This window comes from Kitasatospora sp. NPDC093679 (assembly GCF_040683455.1).
Classification (GTDB): Bacteria; Actinomycetota; Actinomycetes; order Streptomycetales; family Streptomycetaceae; genus Kitasatospora; species Kitasatospora arboriphila.
On the sequence record NZ_JBFBDW010000018.1, the window covers coordinates 96,111 to 112,560 of the forward strand.

13 protein-coding genes and 1 tRNA gene are annotated in these 16,450 nt (G+C 73.3%); 11 read left to right on the top strand and 3 right to left on the bottom strand.

The genetic code is table 11. The features are described 5' to 3' along the window. Positions 1-80: 80 nt before the first annotated feature. Together AB0O09_RS17500 and AB0O09_RS17505 are read left to right on the top strand one after the other, a co-directional pair. Positions 81-1,595, top strand: coding sequence for an MFS transporter (locus tag AB0O09_RS17500; RefSeq protein WP_363542528.1), 1,515 nt, complete (start codon positions 81-83; stop codon positions 1,593-1,595). Positions 1,596-1,762: 167 nt separating this feature from the next. Continuing rightward, complete coding sequence (locus tag AB0O09_RS17505; RefSeq protein WP_363542529.1) at positions 1,763-2,572, top strand: serine protease; 810 nt, start codon at positions 1,763-1,765, stop codon at positions 2,570-2,572. On the opposite strand, the gene AB0O09_RS17510 is transcribed toward AB0O09_RS17505, so the two are convergent. Continuing rightward, entirely contained in the window at positions 2,542-3,117 is a 576-nt protein-coding gene (locus AB0O09_RS17510; protein ID WP_363542530.1) for an ATP-binding protein, read from the bottom strand. The genes AB0O09_RS17505 and AB0O09_RS17510 overlap by 31 nt on opposite strands. A 128-nt stretch (positions 3,118-3,245) precedes the next feature. On the opposite strand from AB0O09_RS17510, the gene AB0O09_RS17515 reads away from it, so the two are divergent. Both AB0O09_RS17515 and AB0O09_RS17520 read left to right on the top strand, forming a co-directional pair. After that, positions 3,246-4,031, top strand: a complete 786-nt coding sequence (locus AB0O09_RS17515) for a GntR family transcriptional regulator (protein ID WP_363542531.1) — start codon at positions 3,246-3,248, stop codon at positions 4,029-4,031. 109 nt (positions 4,032-4,140) lie between these two features. Then, on the top strand, positions 4,141-5,310 hold the full coding sequence (locus AB0O09_RS17520; RefSeq protein WP_363542532.1) for a low temperature requirement protein A: 1,170 nt from the start codon (positions 4,141-4,143) through the stop codon (positions 5,308-5,310). A gap of 34 nt (positions 5,311-5,344) precedes the next feature. On the opposite strand, the gene AB0O09_RS17525 is transcribed toward AB0O09_RS17520, so the two are convergent. Both AB0O09_RS17525 and AB0O09_RS17530 read right to left on the bottom strand, forming a co-directional pair. Beyond that, positions 5,345-5,896 (bottom strand): SRPBCC family protein, encoded by a 552-nt coding sequence (locus tag AB0O09_RS17525; protein WP_363542533.1) that lies wholly within the window; start codon positions 5,894-5,896, stop codon positions 5,345-5,347. A gap of 157 nt (positions 5,897-6,053) precedes the next feature. Beyond that, positions 6,054-6,125: transfer RNA gene (locus AB0O09_RS17530), tRNA-Arg, on the bottom strand. Between the two features lie 153 nt (positions 6,126-6,278). Here AB0O09_RS17530 and AB0O09_RS17535 point away from each other — a divergent pair. From AB0O09_RS17535 to rho, 7 genes are all read left to right on the top strand, one after another. Further along, the gene (locus AB0O09_RS17535; RefSeq protein ID WP_363542534.1) at positions 6,279-6,761 is read left to right on the top strand and encodes a response regulator; all 483 of its coding nucleotides are present in this window, start codon (positions 6,279-6,281) and stop codon (positions 6,759-6,761) included. Positions 6,762-6,843: 82 nt separating this feature from the next. Continuing rightward, entirely contained in the window at positions 6,844-8,505 is a 1,662-nt protein-coding gene (gene argS / locus AB0O09_RS17540) for an arginine--tRNA ligase (protein WP_363542535.1), read from the top strand. A gap of 89 nt (positions 8,506-8,594) precedes the next feature. Next, a complete protein-coding gene (gene lysA / locus AB0O09_RS17545) occupies positions 8,595-9,989 on the top strand; it encodes a diaminopimelate decarboxylase (RefSeq protein WP_363542536.1) in 1,395 nt (464 codons plus the stop codon). A 129-nt stretch (positions 9,990-10,118) separates the two neighbouring features. After that, positions 10,119-11,411 (top strand): homoserine dehydrogenase, encoded by a 1,293-nt coding sequence (locus AB0O09_RS17550; RefSeq protein WP_363542537.1) that lies wholly within the window; start codon positions 10,119-10,121, stop codon positions 11,409-11,411. 5 nt (positions 11,412-11,416) lie between these two features. After that, entirely contained in the window at positions 11,417-12,517 is a 1,101-nt protein-coding gene (thrC, locus tag AB0O09_RS17555) for a threonine synthase (protein ID WP_344625896.1), read from the top strand. Positions 12,518-12,848: 331 nt separating this feature from the next. Next, positions 12,849-13,766, top strand: a complete 918-nt coding sequence (gene thrB / locus AB0O09_RS17560; protein WP_344625897.1) for a homoserine kinase — start codon at positions 12,849-12,851, stop codon at positions 13,764-13,766. Positions 13,767-14,326: 560 nt separating this feature from the next. After that, positions 14,327-16,414, top strand: a complete 2,088-nt coding sequence (rho, locus tag AB0O09_RS17565) for a transcription termination factor Rho (RefSeq protein ID WP_363542538.1) — start codon at positions 14,327-14,329, stop codon at positions 16,412-16,414. The last annotated feature ends 36 nt before the right edge of the window (positions 16,415-16,450 follow it).

Here is a 16,450-nt window from a genome sequence, read left to right on the forward strand (position 1 = left end):
CCCCTCGCCATCCCGAGAGATTCCCTGGGAGGAGCGCTGCGTGCGCCCTTCCCACCATCCCCTCCGGAAGGCGGCCCACGGTGTCCCTCCAGCACGCACAGGACGAGCAGGCGGTCGACCCCCGTCGCTGGTGGGCCCTGGCAGTCATCGCCATCGCCCAGCTGATGATCGTCCTCGACGCGACGATCGTGAACATCGCCCTGCCCTCCGCCCAGAAGGACCTGGGCATATCCGACGGCAACCGGCAGTGGGTCATCACGGCCTACACCCTGGCCTTCGGCGGCCTGCTGCTCCTCGGCGGCCGGATCGGCGACCTCTTCGGCCGCAAACGCACCTTCCTGATCGGCCTGCTGGGCTTCGCGCTGGCCTCCGCGATCGGCGGATTCGCCACCGAACCCTGGATGCTGTTCAGTGCACGCGCCCTGCAGGGCGCCTTCGGCGCACTCCTCGCACCCTCCGCGCTGTCGCTGCTCTCCACGACCTTCACCGACGCGAAGGAACGTGCCACCGCCTTCGGCATCTTCGGCGCCCTCGCCGGCGGTGGCGCCGCGATCGGCCTGATCATGGGCGGCCTGCTCACCGAGTACCTGAACTGGCGCTGGTGCCTGTTCGTCAACATCCCGATCGCCATCGGCGCCGCCCTCGCCGCGTACGCCCTGCTGAAGCGCGACCACGTCGCCAAGGGCCACCGCGTCAAGCTGGACCTGCCCGGCGCCGTCCTCGGCTGCGGCGGACTGCTGCTGATCGTGTTCGGCACCTCCGAGGCCGTCTCCCGCGGCTGGGGCGACTGGCTGGTGCTGACCTCGCTGTGCGTCGGTGTCGCGCTGCTCTTCGTCTTCGTCCTCTTCGAGCGCCGCACCGACCACCCGCTGCTGCCGCTGCACATCGTCTCCGACCGCAACCGCGGCGGCGGCGCCATCGCCGTCGGCCTGGCCGTGATCGGCATGTTCGGCCTGTTCCTCTTCCTCACCTACTACATGCAGGTGGTCAAGGGCTTCTCGCCGGTCATGGCGGGCGTCTCCTTCCTGCCGATGACCGCGGCCATCATCATCAGCGCCACCGGCATCGCGGCCAACCTGATGACCCGGGTGCCCTCGCGGGCGCTCGTCGTCCCCGGCCTGCTGCTCGGCGCGGGCGGCATGGCCTGGCTGACCCAGATGAAGGTCGACAGCCCCTACGCGACCATGGTGCTGCCCGCCGAACTGCTGCTCGGCTTCGGCATGGGCCTGGTCTTCATGCCCTCGCTGAGCCTGGCCACCCTCGGCGTCGCGCCGAACGAGACCGGCGCGGCCTCGGCCATCATCAACAGCGCCCAGCAGGTCGGCGGTTCGATCGGCGTCGCGCTGCTCAACACCATCGCGGCCAGCGCCACCGCGACCTGGCTGGCCACCCGCAACGCGGCCGATCCGCTCGTCCTCAAACAGGGCCAGGTGCACGGCTACGCGATCGCCACCACCGTCGCCATGGGCATCCTGCTGGTCGCCGCGGTCATCGCCTTCCTGATGATCGACCACAGGCCGGCGCCCGGTGAGGCCGGGAGCACCGCGGCCGAACCGGCCCAGGCCACCGCCCGCCCCGCCGCCGAACCGCGCTGAACCGCACCTCCCCGGCCCGGCGACACGCCGCCCCGGCCCTGGACTCCTCCGGGGCCGGGGCGGGATCGTGTACGGATCTCTCACCGCTTTCCCACCTTCGGATCACCCGCTTCACAGCCCGGCGGCCCAGAGTGGAGCCGACACCCCCGGTCAGGAGGAGTTCGCCGATGAGCAGCCCCCGCACGTCCCGCCCCCGGCTCCGGTCGCTGCTCGCCACGCCGGCGGCCCTCGCCACGGCGGGACTGCTCGCCGCCGCCCACGTCCTCGGCAGCTCGCCCGCCACCGCCTCGCCCGCCGCCACCGCCGTCCTCGACGCCGCCCCCGTCCTCGGCACCACCGCCACCGCCCCCGCCGACCCGTCGGCCGCCCGGGTCGGCGCCCTGTTCAGCGGCACCGTCGGGCCGGGCCACCACTTCTGTTCCGCCAGCGTGCTGCAGAGCCCGACCCGCGACCTCGTCCTCACCGCGGCCCACTGCGTCGGCAGCACCGACGGCCTGAGCTTCGTCCCCGCGTACCGCGACGGCAGCGCCCCGTACGGCAGCTGGAAGGTCACCGCGATCTACGCCCCCGACGACTGGACGCAGGACCGCGACGAGGACGCCGACTACGCGATCCTCCGGGTCGCCCCGGCCTCCGACGGCCACCGGATCGAGGACGTCGTCGGCGGCAACGCCCTCGGGCTGGACGACACCTTCACCTCGCAGGTCCGCCTCTACGGCTACCCGGCCCGCACCGAGGCCCCGCTGCTGTGCACCGACACCGTCACCCGGCGGTCCACCACCCAGCGCCGCATCGACTGCCCCGGCTACCCCGGCGGCACCAGCGGCGGCCCCTGGATCAGCACCCGCACCGGCGAGGTCGTCGGCGTCATCGGCGGCTACCAGGAGGGCGGCGACACCGACGACACCTCCTACAGCTCGTACTTCGACCACACCATGACCACCCTCTACCGCCAGGCCGTCACCGCGGCACCCTGACGCGGCGGCCGCGGCGTGCCGCACAGCCGGCAGCGCCGCGCCGGGACGGACGGCGGCTCCGCCTCCGGTGCAGGGACGTCACCCGCGGGACCGACGGGGCCGGCGGGGTCGGCGGGCCGCTCCGGCGGGCCCTCGCCCCGAGCGGGTGCCAGTTCGGCCCAGACGGTGCGCCGCCCGTCGGCCGCCTCGCCGACCGACCCCCAGCGCGCCGCCAGCGCGTCGACGATCCGCAGCCCCCGGCCGAAGTCGCCCGCGTCGACCGGCGGCCGGTGCGGGAGCGGGGGCGGCGGGCCGTGCGGCGCCGGGCCGGCCGCCGTGCCGCCGTCGGTGACCGAGACCCGGACCGTCCCGTGCCGGCGCCGGACCTCCACCCACAGCACGCCGCCCGCGCCGGACCGGCTGTGCACGACCGCGTTGGTCACCAGCTCGGACACGACCAGCGCCGCGTCCTCGGCCCCGGGCGAGGGGCCGAGCGCCTCGCGGACCATCCGCCGCGCCGCGCGCACGGACTCGGGCACACCGGGGAACCGGGCGATCCACATCATGCTGCTGCACCCCTCCGACGAACACTCCGCAGCCGGCCGACCACGTATCGTCAGCCTCGAATGCGAGCTTGAAAGCTCGCGTACGGCGTTGTCAAGCTGATCCGAGGATCCGTGAGACGGGGGTTGACGTGGGCGAGTTGGGGCGACCGGCCTATCTGCGACTGGCCGACCTGCTGCGCTCGCGGATCCTCTCCGGCGAGCACCAGCCGGGCGCGCGGATGCCCAGCATCGCCGACCTCTGCCGCCAGCACGGACTCTCCGAACAGCCCGTCCGGCAGGCGCTCCGGGTGCTCAACGCCGAGGGCCTGACCGAGGGCCGTCCGGGCTCCGGTACCTACGTCCGCCGTCGTCCGGCGCCCGCCCGGATCCCCCGCGGACGCTACGACGCGGCCGGCAGCCCCTTCGCCGGGGCGTCCCGCGACCCCGGACCCGGCGGCGTCCCGCACTGGACGCACGACTCCCAGAAGACCTGGGCCACCGGTGCACTCGCCCTGCGGCTGCGGATCGCCGAGGGCGACCCGATCATGCAGACCCAGTACGTCTTCCTCGCCGCCGACCGGCCCGCGCAGCTCTCCACCAGCTGGGAGCCGCTCGCACTGACCGGCGGCACCGCGGCCGCCCGGCCCGAGTACGGACCGCTGGCCGGGCTCGGCGTGGTCGAGCGGATGGCCCGGATCGGACTGACCGTCACCCGGGTCACCGAGGACGTCACCGCCCGCCCGGTGCTGGAGGCCGAGTCCGGCCCGCTGGACGTGGCGCTGGGCTCCACCGTGCTTTCGATCGAGCGCACCCACTGGGCCGGAAGCCTGCCCGTGGAGACCGCCGACATCGTCCTCGCGGCCGAGCGCAGCCGGCTGGTCTACGAGATCGGCGTGCCCGCCGAGATCACCCCGGAGAGTGACGTCCTCCGCTGACCCGGGGCATTCGCGCCTGCCTCGCGCGCGCCGGGGGCGCGTTCCGGCTCGCGTGCGCCGGTTGCCCCGTACACTCCCGGCACCGGGACAACGGGAGGTGCCGCACACCGTGACCGCCGCCGACAGCGCGCCGGCCGCAGCCGAGCCCGAGGAACGCCGGGCGGACTGGTTCGAGCTCTTCTTCGACCTGGTCTTCGTGGTGACCGTGGCCATCCTGGCCCGCGGCCTGCACGGCGACCCGGGCGGCGCCGAGTTCGGCAGGTTCCTGGTGCTCTTCTTCCCGGCCTGGTGGGCCTGGGTCAACCTGATGGCCACCGTCAACGTCTCCGGCCGGGACATCGACCGCGCGCTCAGCCAGCCCATGCTGATCGCCGCCATGCCCGGCCTCGGCGTCATGGCCGCCGCCGCCCCCGAGGGCCTCGGCGGACACGCCTGGCTCTACGCCCTCGGCGCCGCCTGGGTGCGGGTGGTCTGCTTCCTGGTCTGGCTGCGTCCCGCCCTGCGCCGGGAGACCGCACTGCCGCTCTGGCGCCCGGTGACCTACTGCCTCGTCCCGGCCGCGCTGTGGACGGTCTCCGCCTTCCTCCCGGACGGCTGGCGGTTCGCCCTCTGGGGGATCGCCATCGCCCTGGAGATCGCCCTGCTCGCGATCCGCAGCGAGTACGGCACCGCGCTGTACGCCCAACTGTCGATCGAGCACCTGGTCGAGCGGATCACCCTGTTCGTGGTGATCGTCCTCGGCGAGAGCGTCTTCACCGTCGTCGCGACCTTCGCCGACCACCTCACCGCCGCCTCCGGCGCCGCCGCCCTCGCCGCCTTCCTGCTGGTCGCCGAGCTCGCGGCGGTCTTCTTCGTCTGGGGCACGACCGTCGCCGCCCGCGGCCTCGGCCGCGCCCAGGCCGACCGGGCGCACCGGATCATCCGCGACACCGTGATGTACCTGCCGTACTTCCTGGTCGCCGCGGTCACCCTGCTCGCCGCCGCCCTCGGCACCGCCGTCGCGGAACCCACCCACCACCTGCCGTCCGGCGCCGACTGGGCGCTCTGCGGCGGCGTGCTCGGCTTCTACACCACCAACGCGGCGATCGCCCTGCGCTACGGCGAGCCGACCCGGTCCGTCCTCGGCTGGTACGTCCCCTGCCTCGTCCTCACGGCCGTCCTGCTCGTCCCCGGCGTCCTGCTGCTCCCCGCCTGGGCCGCCGTCCTCTGCGGCGCCGCCGAGGTCCTCGCCCTCACCCTCCTCGTCAAGCACCGCACCCACCGCACCCGCCCGGCCTGACCGCGCGCCGCGGCCCGCACCCGCAGGTGCCGCGTCAGCCGCCGGGCCGGTAGGCCGCCGGGCCGCGCTCGGCGAGCGCCTTGATCCCGGCGAGGGTGGCCCCGATGCCGGTGCGGAGTTCGTCGAGCCGGCGGGCGACCAGTTCCTCCTCCCGCTCCGGCATGCGCTCGATCCAGGCGCTGACCCCGGAGCGGCCGGGCCCGATCCGCACGGACTGCCGGACGAGGGTGCCGTCCGCCTGCGGCGACAGCTCGAAGCGCCAGGTGGCCATCCGGTCCCGGAGGTCGTCCGCCGGCTCGCCGAACCGGCCGTCCGCGTCCAGGACGGCCCAGCCGAAGACCCGCTCGGCGTCGAACTCGACGATCTGCGAGACCGTCCGCCAGTCGCCCGCCACGGGGTGCCGGTTGAAGCCCGCGAAGCGCGCACCCACCGCGGGTGCGACGGCCCCGCCGAGCCATTCGACCCGGTGCAGTTCGGGGCTGAGCCGGGAGGGCAGCCCGATGTCGGTCACCAGCTCCCAGACCCGCGAGGGCGCCGCCCCGACCCGGATCCCGCCCTGCGCCGTGGGCCCGTCCGCGTACCTCATGCCGTCTCCTCCGTCGCACGAACCAGAGCGTGCGGCCCAGTGTCCCCGAGCGGCTGACGGACGCTCAGCCCGGGGTCCGCCGTCCGGCGCGAAGCCCGCGGACACGACGAAGGCCCGGGTCCAGTGGACCCGGGCCTTCGTGACACTTGCGGTGAAGTGCCCCCGGTAGGATTCGAACCTACGCACCCGCCTCCGGAGGGCGGTGCTCTATCCCCTGAGCTACGGGGGCCTTTCGGCCGTCGCTTGCTGCGACGTGGAGAACACTACCAGGCCCGACGGGTGATCCGTGCACGGGTTTCGCGGGGCGGCGCGGCCGCGGCCCGGAGGGCGGAAGTGGGGAAAGGCCGGACGCGGGGGTGGGCGCGCGGCTACCCTCGGTGATGTGCCGGGAACGTCCGGGCGGGTCCTCGTGGTGGACGACAGCGAGGTGATCCGCCAGCTGATCAGAGTGAACCTCGAGCTCGAGGGCTTCGAGGTGGTCACCGCTGCCGACGGCGCCGAGTGCCTGGAGGTCGTCCGCCGGGTGCGCCCCGACGTGGTGACGCTGGACGTGGTGATGCCGCGGCTCGACGGCCTGAAGACCGCCGCCCGGCTGCGCGCCTCCGCCGAGACCCGGGCGCTGCCCATCGCCATCGTCAGCGCCTGCACGCCGGCCGACCTCGACCGCGGGGAGTCGGTGGGCGTGGACGGCTACCTCGCGAAGCCCTTCGACCCGGCGGACCTGGTCGCGCTGGTGCGCCGGCTGGTGCGGCAGGGCCCGGCGGCGGGGGCCGGCGGGGACGGCCCGTCCGGCTACGCCTTCGGCGGCGGCGAGCGCCCCGAGCCCTCCGCCGCATTCCGCTCTCGGCGAACAGATCGCCCTTGACGGTCCCGCTCCCTGGTGCAACGCGTCTCAACGGGTAAACCGGGTGGCGGACGGACACCCCGTCTCGCCTACGCTTGGCGTCGTGACACCCGCAGAGCTTTCCCAGGCAGTCCAGGCCGCAGTGAGCGCCGCCGTCGAGGCGGGCGAGCTGGCCGTCGCCGTGCCCGAGCACGTGACGGTCGAGCGGCCCAAGAACAGGGACCACGGTGACTACGCCACCAACGTGGCCCTCCAGCTCGCGAAGCCGGCAGGCATGCCGCCGCGAGCCGTCGCGGACCTGCTGGCCGCCCGCCTGCGAGAGACCACCGGCGTCGCGAAGGTCGACATCGCCGGTCCGGGCTTCCTGAACATCACCCTCGACGCCGCCACCCAGGGCCTGCTGGCCCGCACGGTGGTCGAGGCCGGCCAGGCGTACGGCCGGAACGAGGCCCTCAAGGGCCTGACGATCAACCTGGAGTTCGTGTCGGCCAACCCGACCGGCCCGATCCACATCGGCGGCGTCCGCTGGGCGGCCGTCGGCGACTCGCTGGCCCGCGTGCTGCGCGCCACCGGTGCCGACGTCACCACCGAGTACTACCTCAACGACGCCGGCGTGCAGATCACCAAGTTCGCGCGGTCGCTGCAGGCCGTCGCCAACGGCAAGCCCGTCCCCGAGGACGGCTACGTCGGCGAGTACATCGCCGACATCGCCAAGGCGATCACCGACGGCGTGCCGGGCGTGCTCGACCTGCCCGAGGACGAGCAGCTCCGGGTCTTCCGGGCCGAGGGCCTCACGCTGATGGTCGCCGAGATCAAGCGGTCGATGGAAGAGTTCGGGGTGCACTTCGACACCTGGTTCTCGGAGAAGTCGCTGCACGACTCGGGCGCCGTCGAGCAGGCCATCGACCGGCTGCGCGAGCAGGGCCACGTCTTCGACCGGGACGGCGCCATCTGGCTGCGCACCACGGACTTCGGCGACGACAAGGACCGTGTCCTGATCAAGGCCGACGGCGAGACCACCTACTTCGCCGCCGACGCCGCCTACTACCTGAGCAAGCGGGACCGCGGTTCCGAGGTCTCCGTCTACATGCTCGGCGCCGACCACCACGGCTACGTCAACCGGCTCAAGGCCATCGCGGCCTGCGCCGGCGACGACATGGACCGCAACATCGAGGTCCGCATCGGCCAGTTCGTGAAGATGCTGCGCGACGGCCAGGAGGTCCGCCTCTCCAAGCGCGCCGGCAACATCATCACCATCGACGACGTCGTCGACTGGATCGGCGTGGACGCGGCGCGGTACATGCTGGCGCGTTCCTCCACCGACTCCACCATCACCATCGACATCGACCTGGTCACCAGCCAGTCGAACGAGAACCCGGTCTTCTACGTGCAGTACGCGCACACCCGGATGTGCGGCGTCGCGCGCAAGGCCGCCGAGCTCGGCGTCGACAAGGGTGCGGCCGAGGACTTCAAGCCGGAACTGCTCGCCACCCAGTGGGAGAACGACATGCTCGGCGCGCTGGGCGAGTTCCCGCGCGTCATCGCCACGGCCGGCGAGCTGCGCGAGCCCCACCGGGTCGCGCGCTACCTGGAGGACCTCGCGGGCAAGTACCACCGCCTGTACGAGAACTGCATGTTCCTGCCGAAGGGCGACGAGGAGCTCACGGACACGCACCGTGCGCGCCTCTGGCTGGTCGAGGCGACGCGAACGGTGCTCGCCAACGGCCTGACGCTGCTCGGCGTCTCCGCCCCCGAGCGGATGTAAGCACGACCCCCATGCGCACGACGGGGGCGGCGGACGGTCGAAGGAGACCGTGCGCCGCCCCTCGCCATAAGCCAAGGAAGTAGCCACAGATGAGCCGCTCCGCCCACCCCGCAGGCCCCCGCCACGGCGACGTGCTGCCCGAGGGGCACTACCTCGCACCGCCGAGCGACCTGAACGCGCTCGACCCGAAGGTGTGGTCGAAGACCGTCACCCGCGACGGGAACGGCGTGGTGACCGTCGGCGGCCTCGACGTGAGGGCGCTGGCGGCCGAGTTCGGCACCCCCGCCTACCTGATGGACGAGGCGGACTTCCGGGCCCGGGCCCGCGCCTGGCGGGACGCGTTCGGCACGGACGCGGACGTCTACTACGCCGGCAAGGCGTTCCTCTCCAAGGCGGTCGTCCGCTGGCTGCACGAGGAGGGCCTCAACCTCGACGTGTGCAGCGGCGGCGAACTGGCCGTGGCGCTGGCCGCCGGCATGCCGGGGGAGCGCCTGGCGCTGCACGGCAACAACAAGTCGGTGCAGGAGCTGGAGCAGGCGGTGAAGGCCGGGGTCGGCCACGTCGTCGTCGACTCCTACGAGGAGATCGAGCGGCTGGCGGCGGTCGCCGAGCGCCAGGGCGTCCGCCAGAAGGTGCTGATCCGGATCACGGTCGGCGTCGAGGCGCACACCCACGAGTTCATCGCCACCGCGCACGAGGACCAGAAGTTCGGGCTGTCGCTGAACGGCGGCGCCGCCGCCGAGGCCGTCCGCCGGGTGCTCGCCCACCCGGCGGCCCTGGAGCTGCGCGGCATCCACTCGCACATCGGCTCGCAGATCTTCGACACCGCGGGCTTCGAGGTGGCGGCCCGCCGGGTGGTCGGCCTGCTGGCGCAGATCCGCGACGAGCACGGCATCGAGCTGCCCGAGATCGACCTCGGCGGCGGCCTCGGCATCGCGTACACCAGCGAGGACGACCCGCGGGAGCCCGCCGAGATCGCCGCCTCGCTGGCGGAGATCGTCCGCCGCGAGTGCTCCGCCGCCGACCTGGCCGCACCGCGGCTCTCGGTGGAGCCGGGCCGTGCGATCGTCGGCCCGACCGCCTTCACCCTCTACGAGGTCGGCACGGTGAAGCCGCTGGACGGCCTGCGCACCTACGTCAGCGTGGACGGCGGCATGTCGGACAACATCCGCACCGCGCTGTACGACGCCGAGTACTCCGTCGCCCTGGTCTCCCGCACCAGCGACGCCGAGCCGATGCTGGTCCGCGTGGTGGGCAAGCACTGCGAGTCCGGCGACATCGTGGTCCGCGACGCCTTCCTGCCGGCCGACCTGGCCGCCGGGGACCTGATCGCGGTGCCGGCCACCGGCGCGTACTGCCGGTCGATGGCCAGCAACTACAACCACGCCCTCAAGCCTCCCGTGGTCGCCGTCCAGGACGGTGCGGCCCGGGTGATCGTCAGGCGCGAGACGGAGGAGGATCTCCTGCGTCTGGATATCGGCTGACGAAATCCTTGTCTCAGATCATGGACCGGCCGTAGATCCGTGCGGAAAGTCCCGGAGACTGGTAGAGACCGAATACCGTCGGGCACGGGGAATTGCCCGGCGGAGACCGAGAATGCAGAGCGGAGTCGGATGATGCGTACGCGCCCGCTGAAGGTGGCGTTGCTGGGCTGTGGTGTGGTGGGCTCCGAGGTGGCGCGCATCATGACGACGACGGCCGACGACCTCGCCGCGCGGATCGGCGCTCCGGTCGAACTCGCCGGGATCGCCGTGCGCCGGGCCGGCCGCCCGCGCCCCGGGGTGCCCGAGCACCTGATCACCACCGACGCGCAGGCCCTGGTCAACCGCGGCGACATCGACGTGGTGGTCGAGGTGGTCGGCGGCATCGAGCCGTCCAAACAGCACATCCTCTCGGCGTTCGCCAACGGCGCCTCGGTGGTCTCCGCCAACAAGGCGCTGCTCGCCCAGGACGGCGCCGAACTGCACGAGAAGGCCGCCGCGGCCGGTGTCGACCTGTACTACGAGGCCGCGGTGGCCGGCGCGATCCCGCTGATCCGCCCGCTGCGCGAGTCGCTGGCCGGCGACAAGGTCAACCGGGTGCTGGGCATCGTCAACGGCACCACCAACTTCATCCTCGACAAGATGGACACCACCGGCGCCGGGTACTCCGAGGCGCTGGAGGAGGCCACCGCGCTGGGCTACGCGGAGGCCGACCCGACCGCCGACGTCGAGGGCTTCGACGCCGCCGCCAAGGCCGCGATCCTGGCCGGCATCGCCTTCCACACCCGGGTGACCGCCGCCGAGGTCTACCGCGAGGGCATCACCGAGGTGACCGCCGCGGACATCGCCTCGGCGAAGCAGATGGGCTGCGTGGTCAAGCTGCTGGCGATCTGCGAGCGCGCCGCGGACGGCGAGTCGGTGACCGCCCGGGTCCACCCCGCGATGATCCCGCTGACGCACCCGCTGGCCTCCGTCCGCGAGGCGTACAACGCGGTGTTCGTGGAGTCCGAGGCGGCCGGCCGGCTGATGTTCTACGGCCCGGGCGCCGGCGGCTCGCCGACCGCCTCCGCCGTCCTCGGCGACCTGGTCGCCGTCTGCCGCAACAAGCTGGCCGGCGCCACCGGCCCGGGCGACTCGGTGTACACCAAGCTGCCGGCCAAGCCGATGGACGAGGTCGTCACCCGCTACCACGTCAGCCTGGACGTCGACGACCGCGCGGGCGTGCTCGCCCAGGTCGCGTCCGTCTTCGCCGAGCACGGGGTCTCCATCGACACCGTGCGCCAGCAGGGCCGCGACGGCGACGCCTCGCTCGTCGTGGTCACCCACCGCGCCACCGACGCCGCGCTGTCGGCGACGGTCGACAAGCTCCGCGCGCTGGACAGCGTGCGCGACGTGGCCAGCATCATGCGGGTCGAAGGGGAGTAATCGACATGAACGCCATCGCCGAGAGCAGAGTGAGCGGCGCCCGCACCCACCAGTGGCGCGGCCTGATCGAGGAGTACCGCGACCGGCTGCCGGTCACCGCGGCCACGCCCGTGGTGACCCTGCTGGAGGGCGGCACGCCCCTCGTCCCCGCCCGGGTGCTCTCCGAGCGCACCGGCTGCGAGGTGTACCTCAAGGTCGAGGGCGCCAACCCCACCGGGTCCTTCAAGGACCGCGGCATGACGATGGCCATCTCCAAGGCAAAGGAGGACGGCGCCCAGGCCGTCATCTGCGCCTCCACCGGCAACACCTCGGCCTCCGCCGCCGCCTACGCGGTGCGGGCCGGGATGGTGCCGGCGGTGCTCGTGCCGCAGGGCAAGATCGCCCTCGGCAAGATGGGCCAGGCCATCATCCACGGCGCCCAGATCCTGCAGGTGGACGGCAACTTCGACGACTGCCTCACGCTCGCCCGCGAGCTGTCCGAGAAGTACCCGGTGGCGCTGGTGAATTCGGTGAACCCGGTGCGCATCGAGGGCCAGAAGACCGCCGCCTTCGAGATCGTCGACATGCTCGGCGACGCCCCGGACATCCACGTCCTGCCGGTCGGCAACGCGGGCAACATCACCGCGTACTGGAAGGGGTACCGGGAGTACGCCGCGGACGGCCTGGCCACCCGCACCCCGCGCATGTGGGGCTTCCAGGCGGCGGGTTCGGCCCCGATCGTCGACGGCGCCCCCGTCCGCTCGCCGCAGACCATCGCTACCGCGATCCGGATCGGCAACCCGGCCTCGTGGGAGTACGCGATCGCCGCGCGCGACGACTCCGGCGGCCTCATCGACAAGGTGACCGACCGTCAGATCCTGTCCGCCTACCGGCTGTTGGCCTCCAAGGAGGGCGTCTTCGTGGAGCCCTCCTCGGCCTCCGGCGTGGCCGGCCTGCTGGCCAAGGCCGAGGCCGGCCTGGTCGACCCCGGCCAGCGGATCGTCTGCACCGTCACCGGCAACGGCCTCAAGGACCCGGACTGGGCGGTGGCCGGCGCCCCGCAGCGCCCGGAGATCGTCCCGGTCGACGCCGAGGCCGCCGCGCTCCGCCTCGGACTGCTCGACTGACGGCGGTTCAGCCGCACCGCGTGCCCCGGGCCGACCCTTTCGGGGGTCGGCCCGCGGCCGTCCCGCGATGACACGTACGTGTTGATTCCGCGCCGATTTCCCGACCCATTCCCGCATCGAATCCGGCCACAAACGGCAACACGGCAGATCGGTGCCGAGCAGGGTGTACCGCTGTGGAACCTGTCTTCGATAGGCTGGTTCCGTCGGGACGCGCATCGGTGCGCACATTCCCGCACCCGCCGGGTGTCCCTGCAATGCGGGTCCCCCGCCGCCGTACCACCGCTGGCCCCACCCCGTCGGGCAGCCCTCACTCCCCAGGAGAGTCCACCGCATGGCCGGTCCTGCGTTCCGTGCCGCCGCCGTCCGGGTCCGGGTCCCCGCGACCAGCGCCAACCTCGGCCCCGGCTTCGACGCCTTCGGACTCGCCCTGGGTCTCTACGACGACCTGGTCGTCCGCGTCGCCGACTCCGGCCTCTCGGTCGACATCGCCGGGGAGGGCAGCGACAGCCTGCCGCGCGACGAGCGCCACCTGGTCGTCCGCGCCATGCGGGCCGCCTTCGACCGCCTCGGCGGCCAGCCCCGCGGCCTGGAGGTGGTCTGCGCCAACCGCATACCGCACGGCCGCGGCCTCGGCTCGTCCTCCGCCGCCATCTGCGCCGGCATCGTCGCCGCCCGCGCCGTCACCATCGGCGGCGCGCACGCGCTCGACGACGACGCCCTGCTCGCCCTCGCCTCCGAGCTGGAGGGCCACCCCGACAACGTGGCCGCCTGCCTGCGCGGCAACTTCACCGTCGCCTGGACGGCCGAGGACGGCGCCCGCACCATCGTGCTCGACCCGTCCGACCAGGTCGTCCCGGTGGTCTTCGTGCCCGCCACCGAGGTGCTCACCGAGACCGCCCGCGGCCTGCTGCCCAAGACCGTTCCGCTGGCCGACGCCGCCGTCAACGCCGGCCGTGCCGCGCTGCTGGTCGAGGCCCTCACCCGCCGTCCCGAGCTGCTGCTCACCGCCACCGAGGACCGCCTCCACCAGGACTACCGCGCCTCGGCGATGCCCGACAGCGCCGCCCTGGTGGCCGCCCTGCGCGCGCACGGCGTCCCGGCCGTGATCTCCGGCGCGGGCCCGACCGTGCTGGCGCTCACCGACGAGGCCTCGGCGGAGAAGGTGCTCGGCCTCGCCGGGCCCGGGTTCGCCGCCCACCGGCTGGAGTTGGACCGTGCCGGTGCGTGCGTCCTGCCGCTCGACGTCTGAGCCGACACCGAACGCGGCCACACCCGCGGGAACGGAAACGATTGACAACAACAGGGCTGGGGAATGTGTCAGGGGGTCGGTAGTGTTAACCTCATTGCTGCACCAGACATCCTCCGGGGTTCGGTGCGCCACGTCCCGATCCCGCCCCTTCAGGTTGGCACCGTCCGCACCTGCAGGGTCCGGAAGGACGGGACCACGATTTTCCGGGAGCCCACCACAGCGCGTACGCAGCCTGCCTGCGCGATTGGGGCGCATCCCGAAGCCGTGACGGCACCTGACTCCCACCCGCGGCCTCCGCACTGAGGCACGGGCGGGCGGAGCCCGAGGTACCGCCACGCGACGGGGGCCCGGGAACCAAACAGGCAGCGAGGCCGGCACGAGAACCGGCCCACCGCGCCACTTCGCACCACAGTGCACCGCACTTTCGCAGCGTCCACCCGATCGGCTGGTCCTTTCGGGGGGACGACCGCCTCGGACCAGCGTGATTCGGCGTTGGTCAGGACAGCACAACCGGTCGCCGAGCCAGACAGGCCGACGTCCGCTCCAGGGAAGGACCCTTAGTGAGCGACACCACCGATCTGATGGGCGCGCGCCCGGACGCAGACGCGTCGGACGCAGCCGCCGCCCCCGCGGCCCCGGCCAGGCGCCGTCGCAGCGCCGCCGCAGGCCTCGACGGCCTGGTCCTCGCCGAGCTGCAGAAGCTCGCCACGGGCCTCGGTATCAGCGGTACCGGACGGATGCGCAAGAGCCAGCTCATCGAGGCCATCAAGGAGAAGAGCGGCGGCGACCCGCTGCTCGCCGGCGGCGCCGCGCCCGCTCCGGCCGCCAAGCGCACCACCGCCAAGGCCGCTGCCGCCGCCCCGGCCGAGGAGGCGCCCGCCGCCCCGGCCGCCGAGGAGAAGCCGGCCCGCCGCACCCGTGCTGCCGCCGCCGCTGCCGCCGCCCCCGCGGAGCAGCCGCAGGCCCAGATCGAGATCCCCGTCCAGGCCGCCGCCGAGGCCGCGCCAGCCCGTACCGAGCGCACCCGCCGCCGTGCCACCTCGGCCGCCGGCGCCCCGGCCGCCGAGGCCGCCGCCGAGCAGGCCGGCACCGTGGTCGCCGAGGCCAAGGCCGAGACCCGCACCGCCGAGCAGCGTCCCGCCGAGGGCGAGACCCGCACCGAGCGCCGCGACCGCCGTGACCGGCGCGACCGCCGCGAGGGCGGCGAGCGCACCGAGGCCGCCGCCGAGGGCCAGGACGGCGAGGGCCGCGAGTCCCGCCGCGACCGCCGCAACCGCCGCGACCGCGACCGGGCCGAGCGCCAGCCCGGCCAGGGCCAGCAGCAGGCCGGCACCCAGCAGGACAGCCAGGCCGGCCGCCAGGGCCAGCCCGCCGGGCAGCAGGCCGGCGGCTACGACGACGACGAGTTCGGCGACGGCCGCCGGGGCCGTCGCGGCCGCTACCGCGACCGCCGTGGCCGCGGCCGCCGCGAGGGCTTCGAGGGCGGCACCCCCGAGCCGCAGATCGGTGAGGACGACGTCCTCATCCCGGTCGCGGGCATCCTCGACATCCTCGACAACTACGCCTTCGTCCGCACCTCCGGCTACCTGCCGGGGCAGAACGACGTCTACGTCTCGCTCGCCCAGGTGCGCAAGCACGGCCTGCGCAAGGGCGACGCCATCACCGGTGCGGTGCGCCAGCCCCGCGACGGCGAGCGCCGCGAGAAGTTCAACGCGATGGTCCGCCTCGACTCGGTCAACGGCATGGACCCGGACGGCGCCCGCAACCGCCCCGAGTTCGGCAAGCTGACCCCGCTGTACCCGCAGGAGCGGCTGCGCCTGGAGACCGACCCGGGCGTGCTGACGACCCGGATCATCGACCTCGTGTCGCCGATCGGCAAGGGCCAGCGCGGTCTGATCGTCGCCCCGCCGAAGACCGGCAAGACGATGATCATGCAGGCGATCGCCAACGCGATCACCCACAACAACCCCGAGTGCCACCTGATGGTCGTCCTCGTCGACGAGCGTCCGGAAGAGGTCACCGACATGCAGCGGTCGGTGAAGGGCGAGGTCATCTCCTCGACCTTCGACCGTCCGGCCGAGGACCACACCACCGTCGCCGAGCTCGCCATCGAGCGGGCCAAGCGCCTGGTGGAGCTGGGCCACGACGTGGTGATCCTGCTCGACTCGATCACCCGCCTCGGCCGCGCCTACAACCTGGCGGCGCCGGCCTCCGGCCGCATCCTGTCCGGTGGTGTCGACTCGACCGCGCTCTACCCGCCGAAGAAGTTCTTCGGTGCCGCGCGCAACATCGAGAACGGCGGCTCGCTGACCATCCTCGCCACCGCCCTGGTGGAGACCGGCTCCCGCGCCGACGAGGTGGTCTTCGAGGAGTTCAAGGGCACCGGCAACATGGAGCTCAAGCTCGACCGCAAGCTCTCCGACAAGCGGATCTTCCCCGCGGTGGACGTCGACGCGTCCTCCACCCGCAAGGAGGAGATCCTGCTCGGCAACGAGGAGCTGGCGATCGTCTGGAAGCTCCGCCGGGTGCTGCACGCGCTCGACTCGCAGCAGGCCATCGAGCTGCTCCTGGACAAGATGAAGCAGACCAAGAGCAACGCCGAGTTCCTGATGCAGATCGCCAAGACCACCCCCGGTTCCGGCGACTGACCCGGCTGCGTTCCGCAGGGCGAGGCCCCGCACCGC

What these genes read in the sequence shown, in the direction of transcription:
- AB0O09_RS17505 (WP_363542529.1), top strand. Translation starts at nt 1,763, where the DNA reads ATGAGCAGCCCCCGCACGTCCCGCCCCCGGCTCCGGTCGCTGCTCGCC.
- AB0O09_RS17510 (WP_363542530.1), bottom strand. Translation starts at nt 3,117, where the DNA reads ATGATGTGGATCGCCCGGTTCCCCGGTGTGCCCGAGTCCGTGCGCGCG.
- AB0O09_RS17525 (WP_363542533.1), bottom strand. Translation starts at nt 5,896, where the DNA reads ATGAGGTACGCGGACGGGCCCACGGCGCAGGGCGGGATCCGGGTCGGG.
- lysA (WP_363542536.1), top strand. Translation starts at nt 8,595, where the DNA reads ATGAGCCGCTCCGCCCACCCCGCAGGCCCCCGCCACGGCGACGTGCTG.
- AB0O09_RS17550 (WP_363542537.1), top strand. Translation starts at nt 10,119, where the DNA reads ATGATGCGTACGCGCCCGCTGAAGGTGGCGTTGCTGGGCTGTGGTGTG.
- thrC (WP_344625896.1), top strand. Translation starts at nt 11,417, where the DNA reads ATGAACGCCATCGCCGAGAGCAGAGTGAGCGGCGCCCGCACCCACCAG.
- thrB (WP_344625897.1), top strand. Translation starts at nt 12,849, where the DNA reads ATGGCCGGTCCTGCGTTCCGTGCCGCCGCCGTCCGGGTCCGGGTCCCC.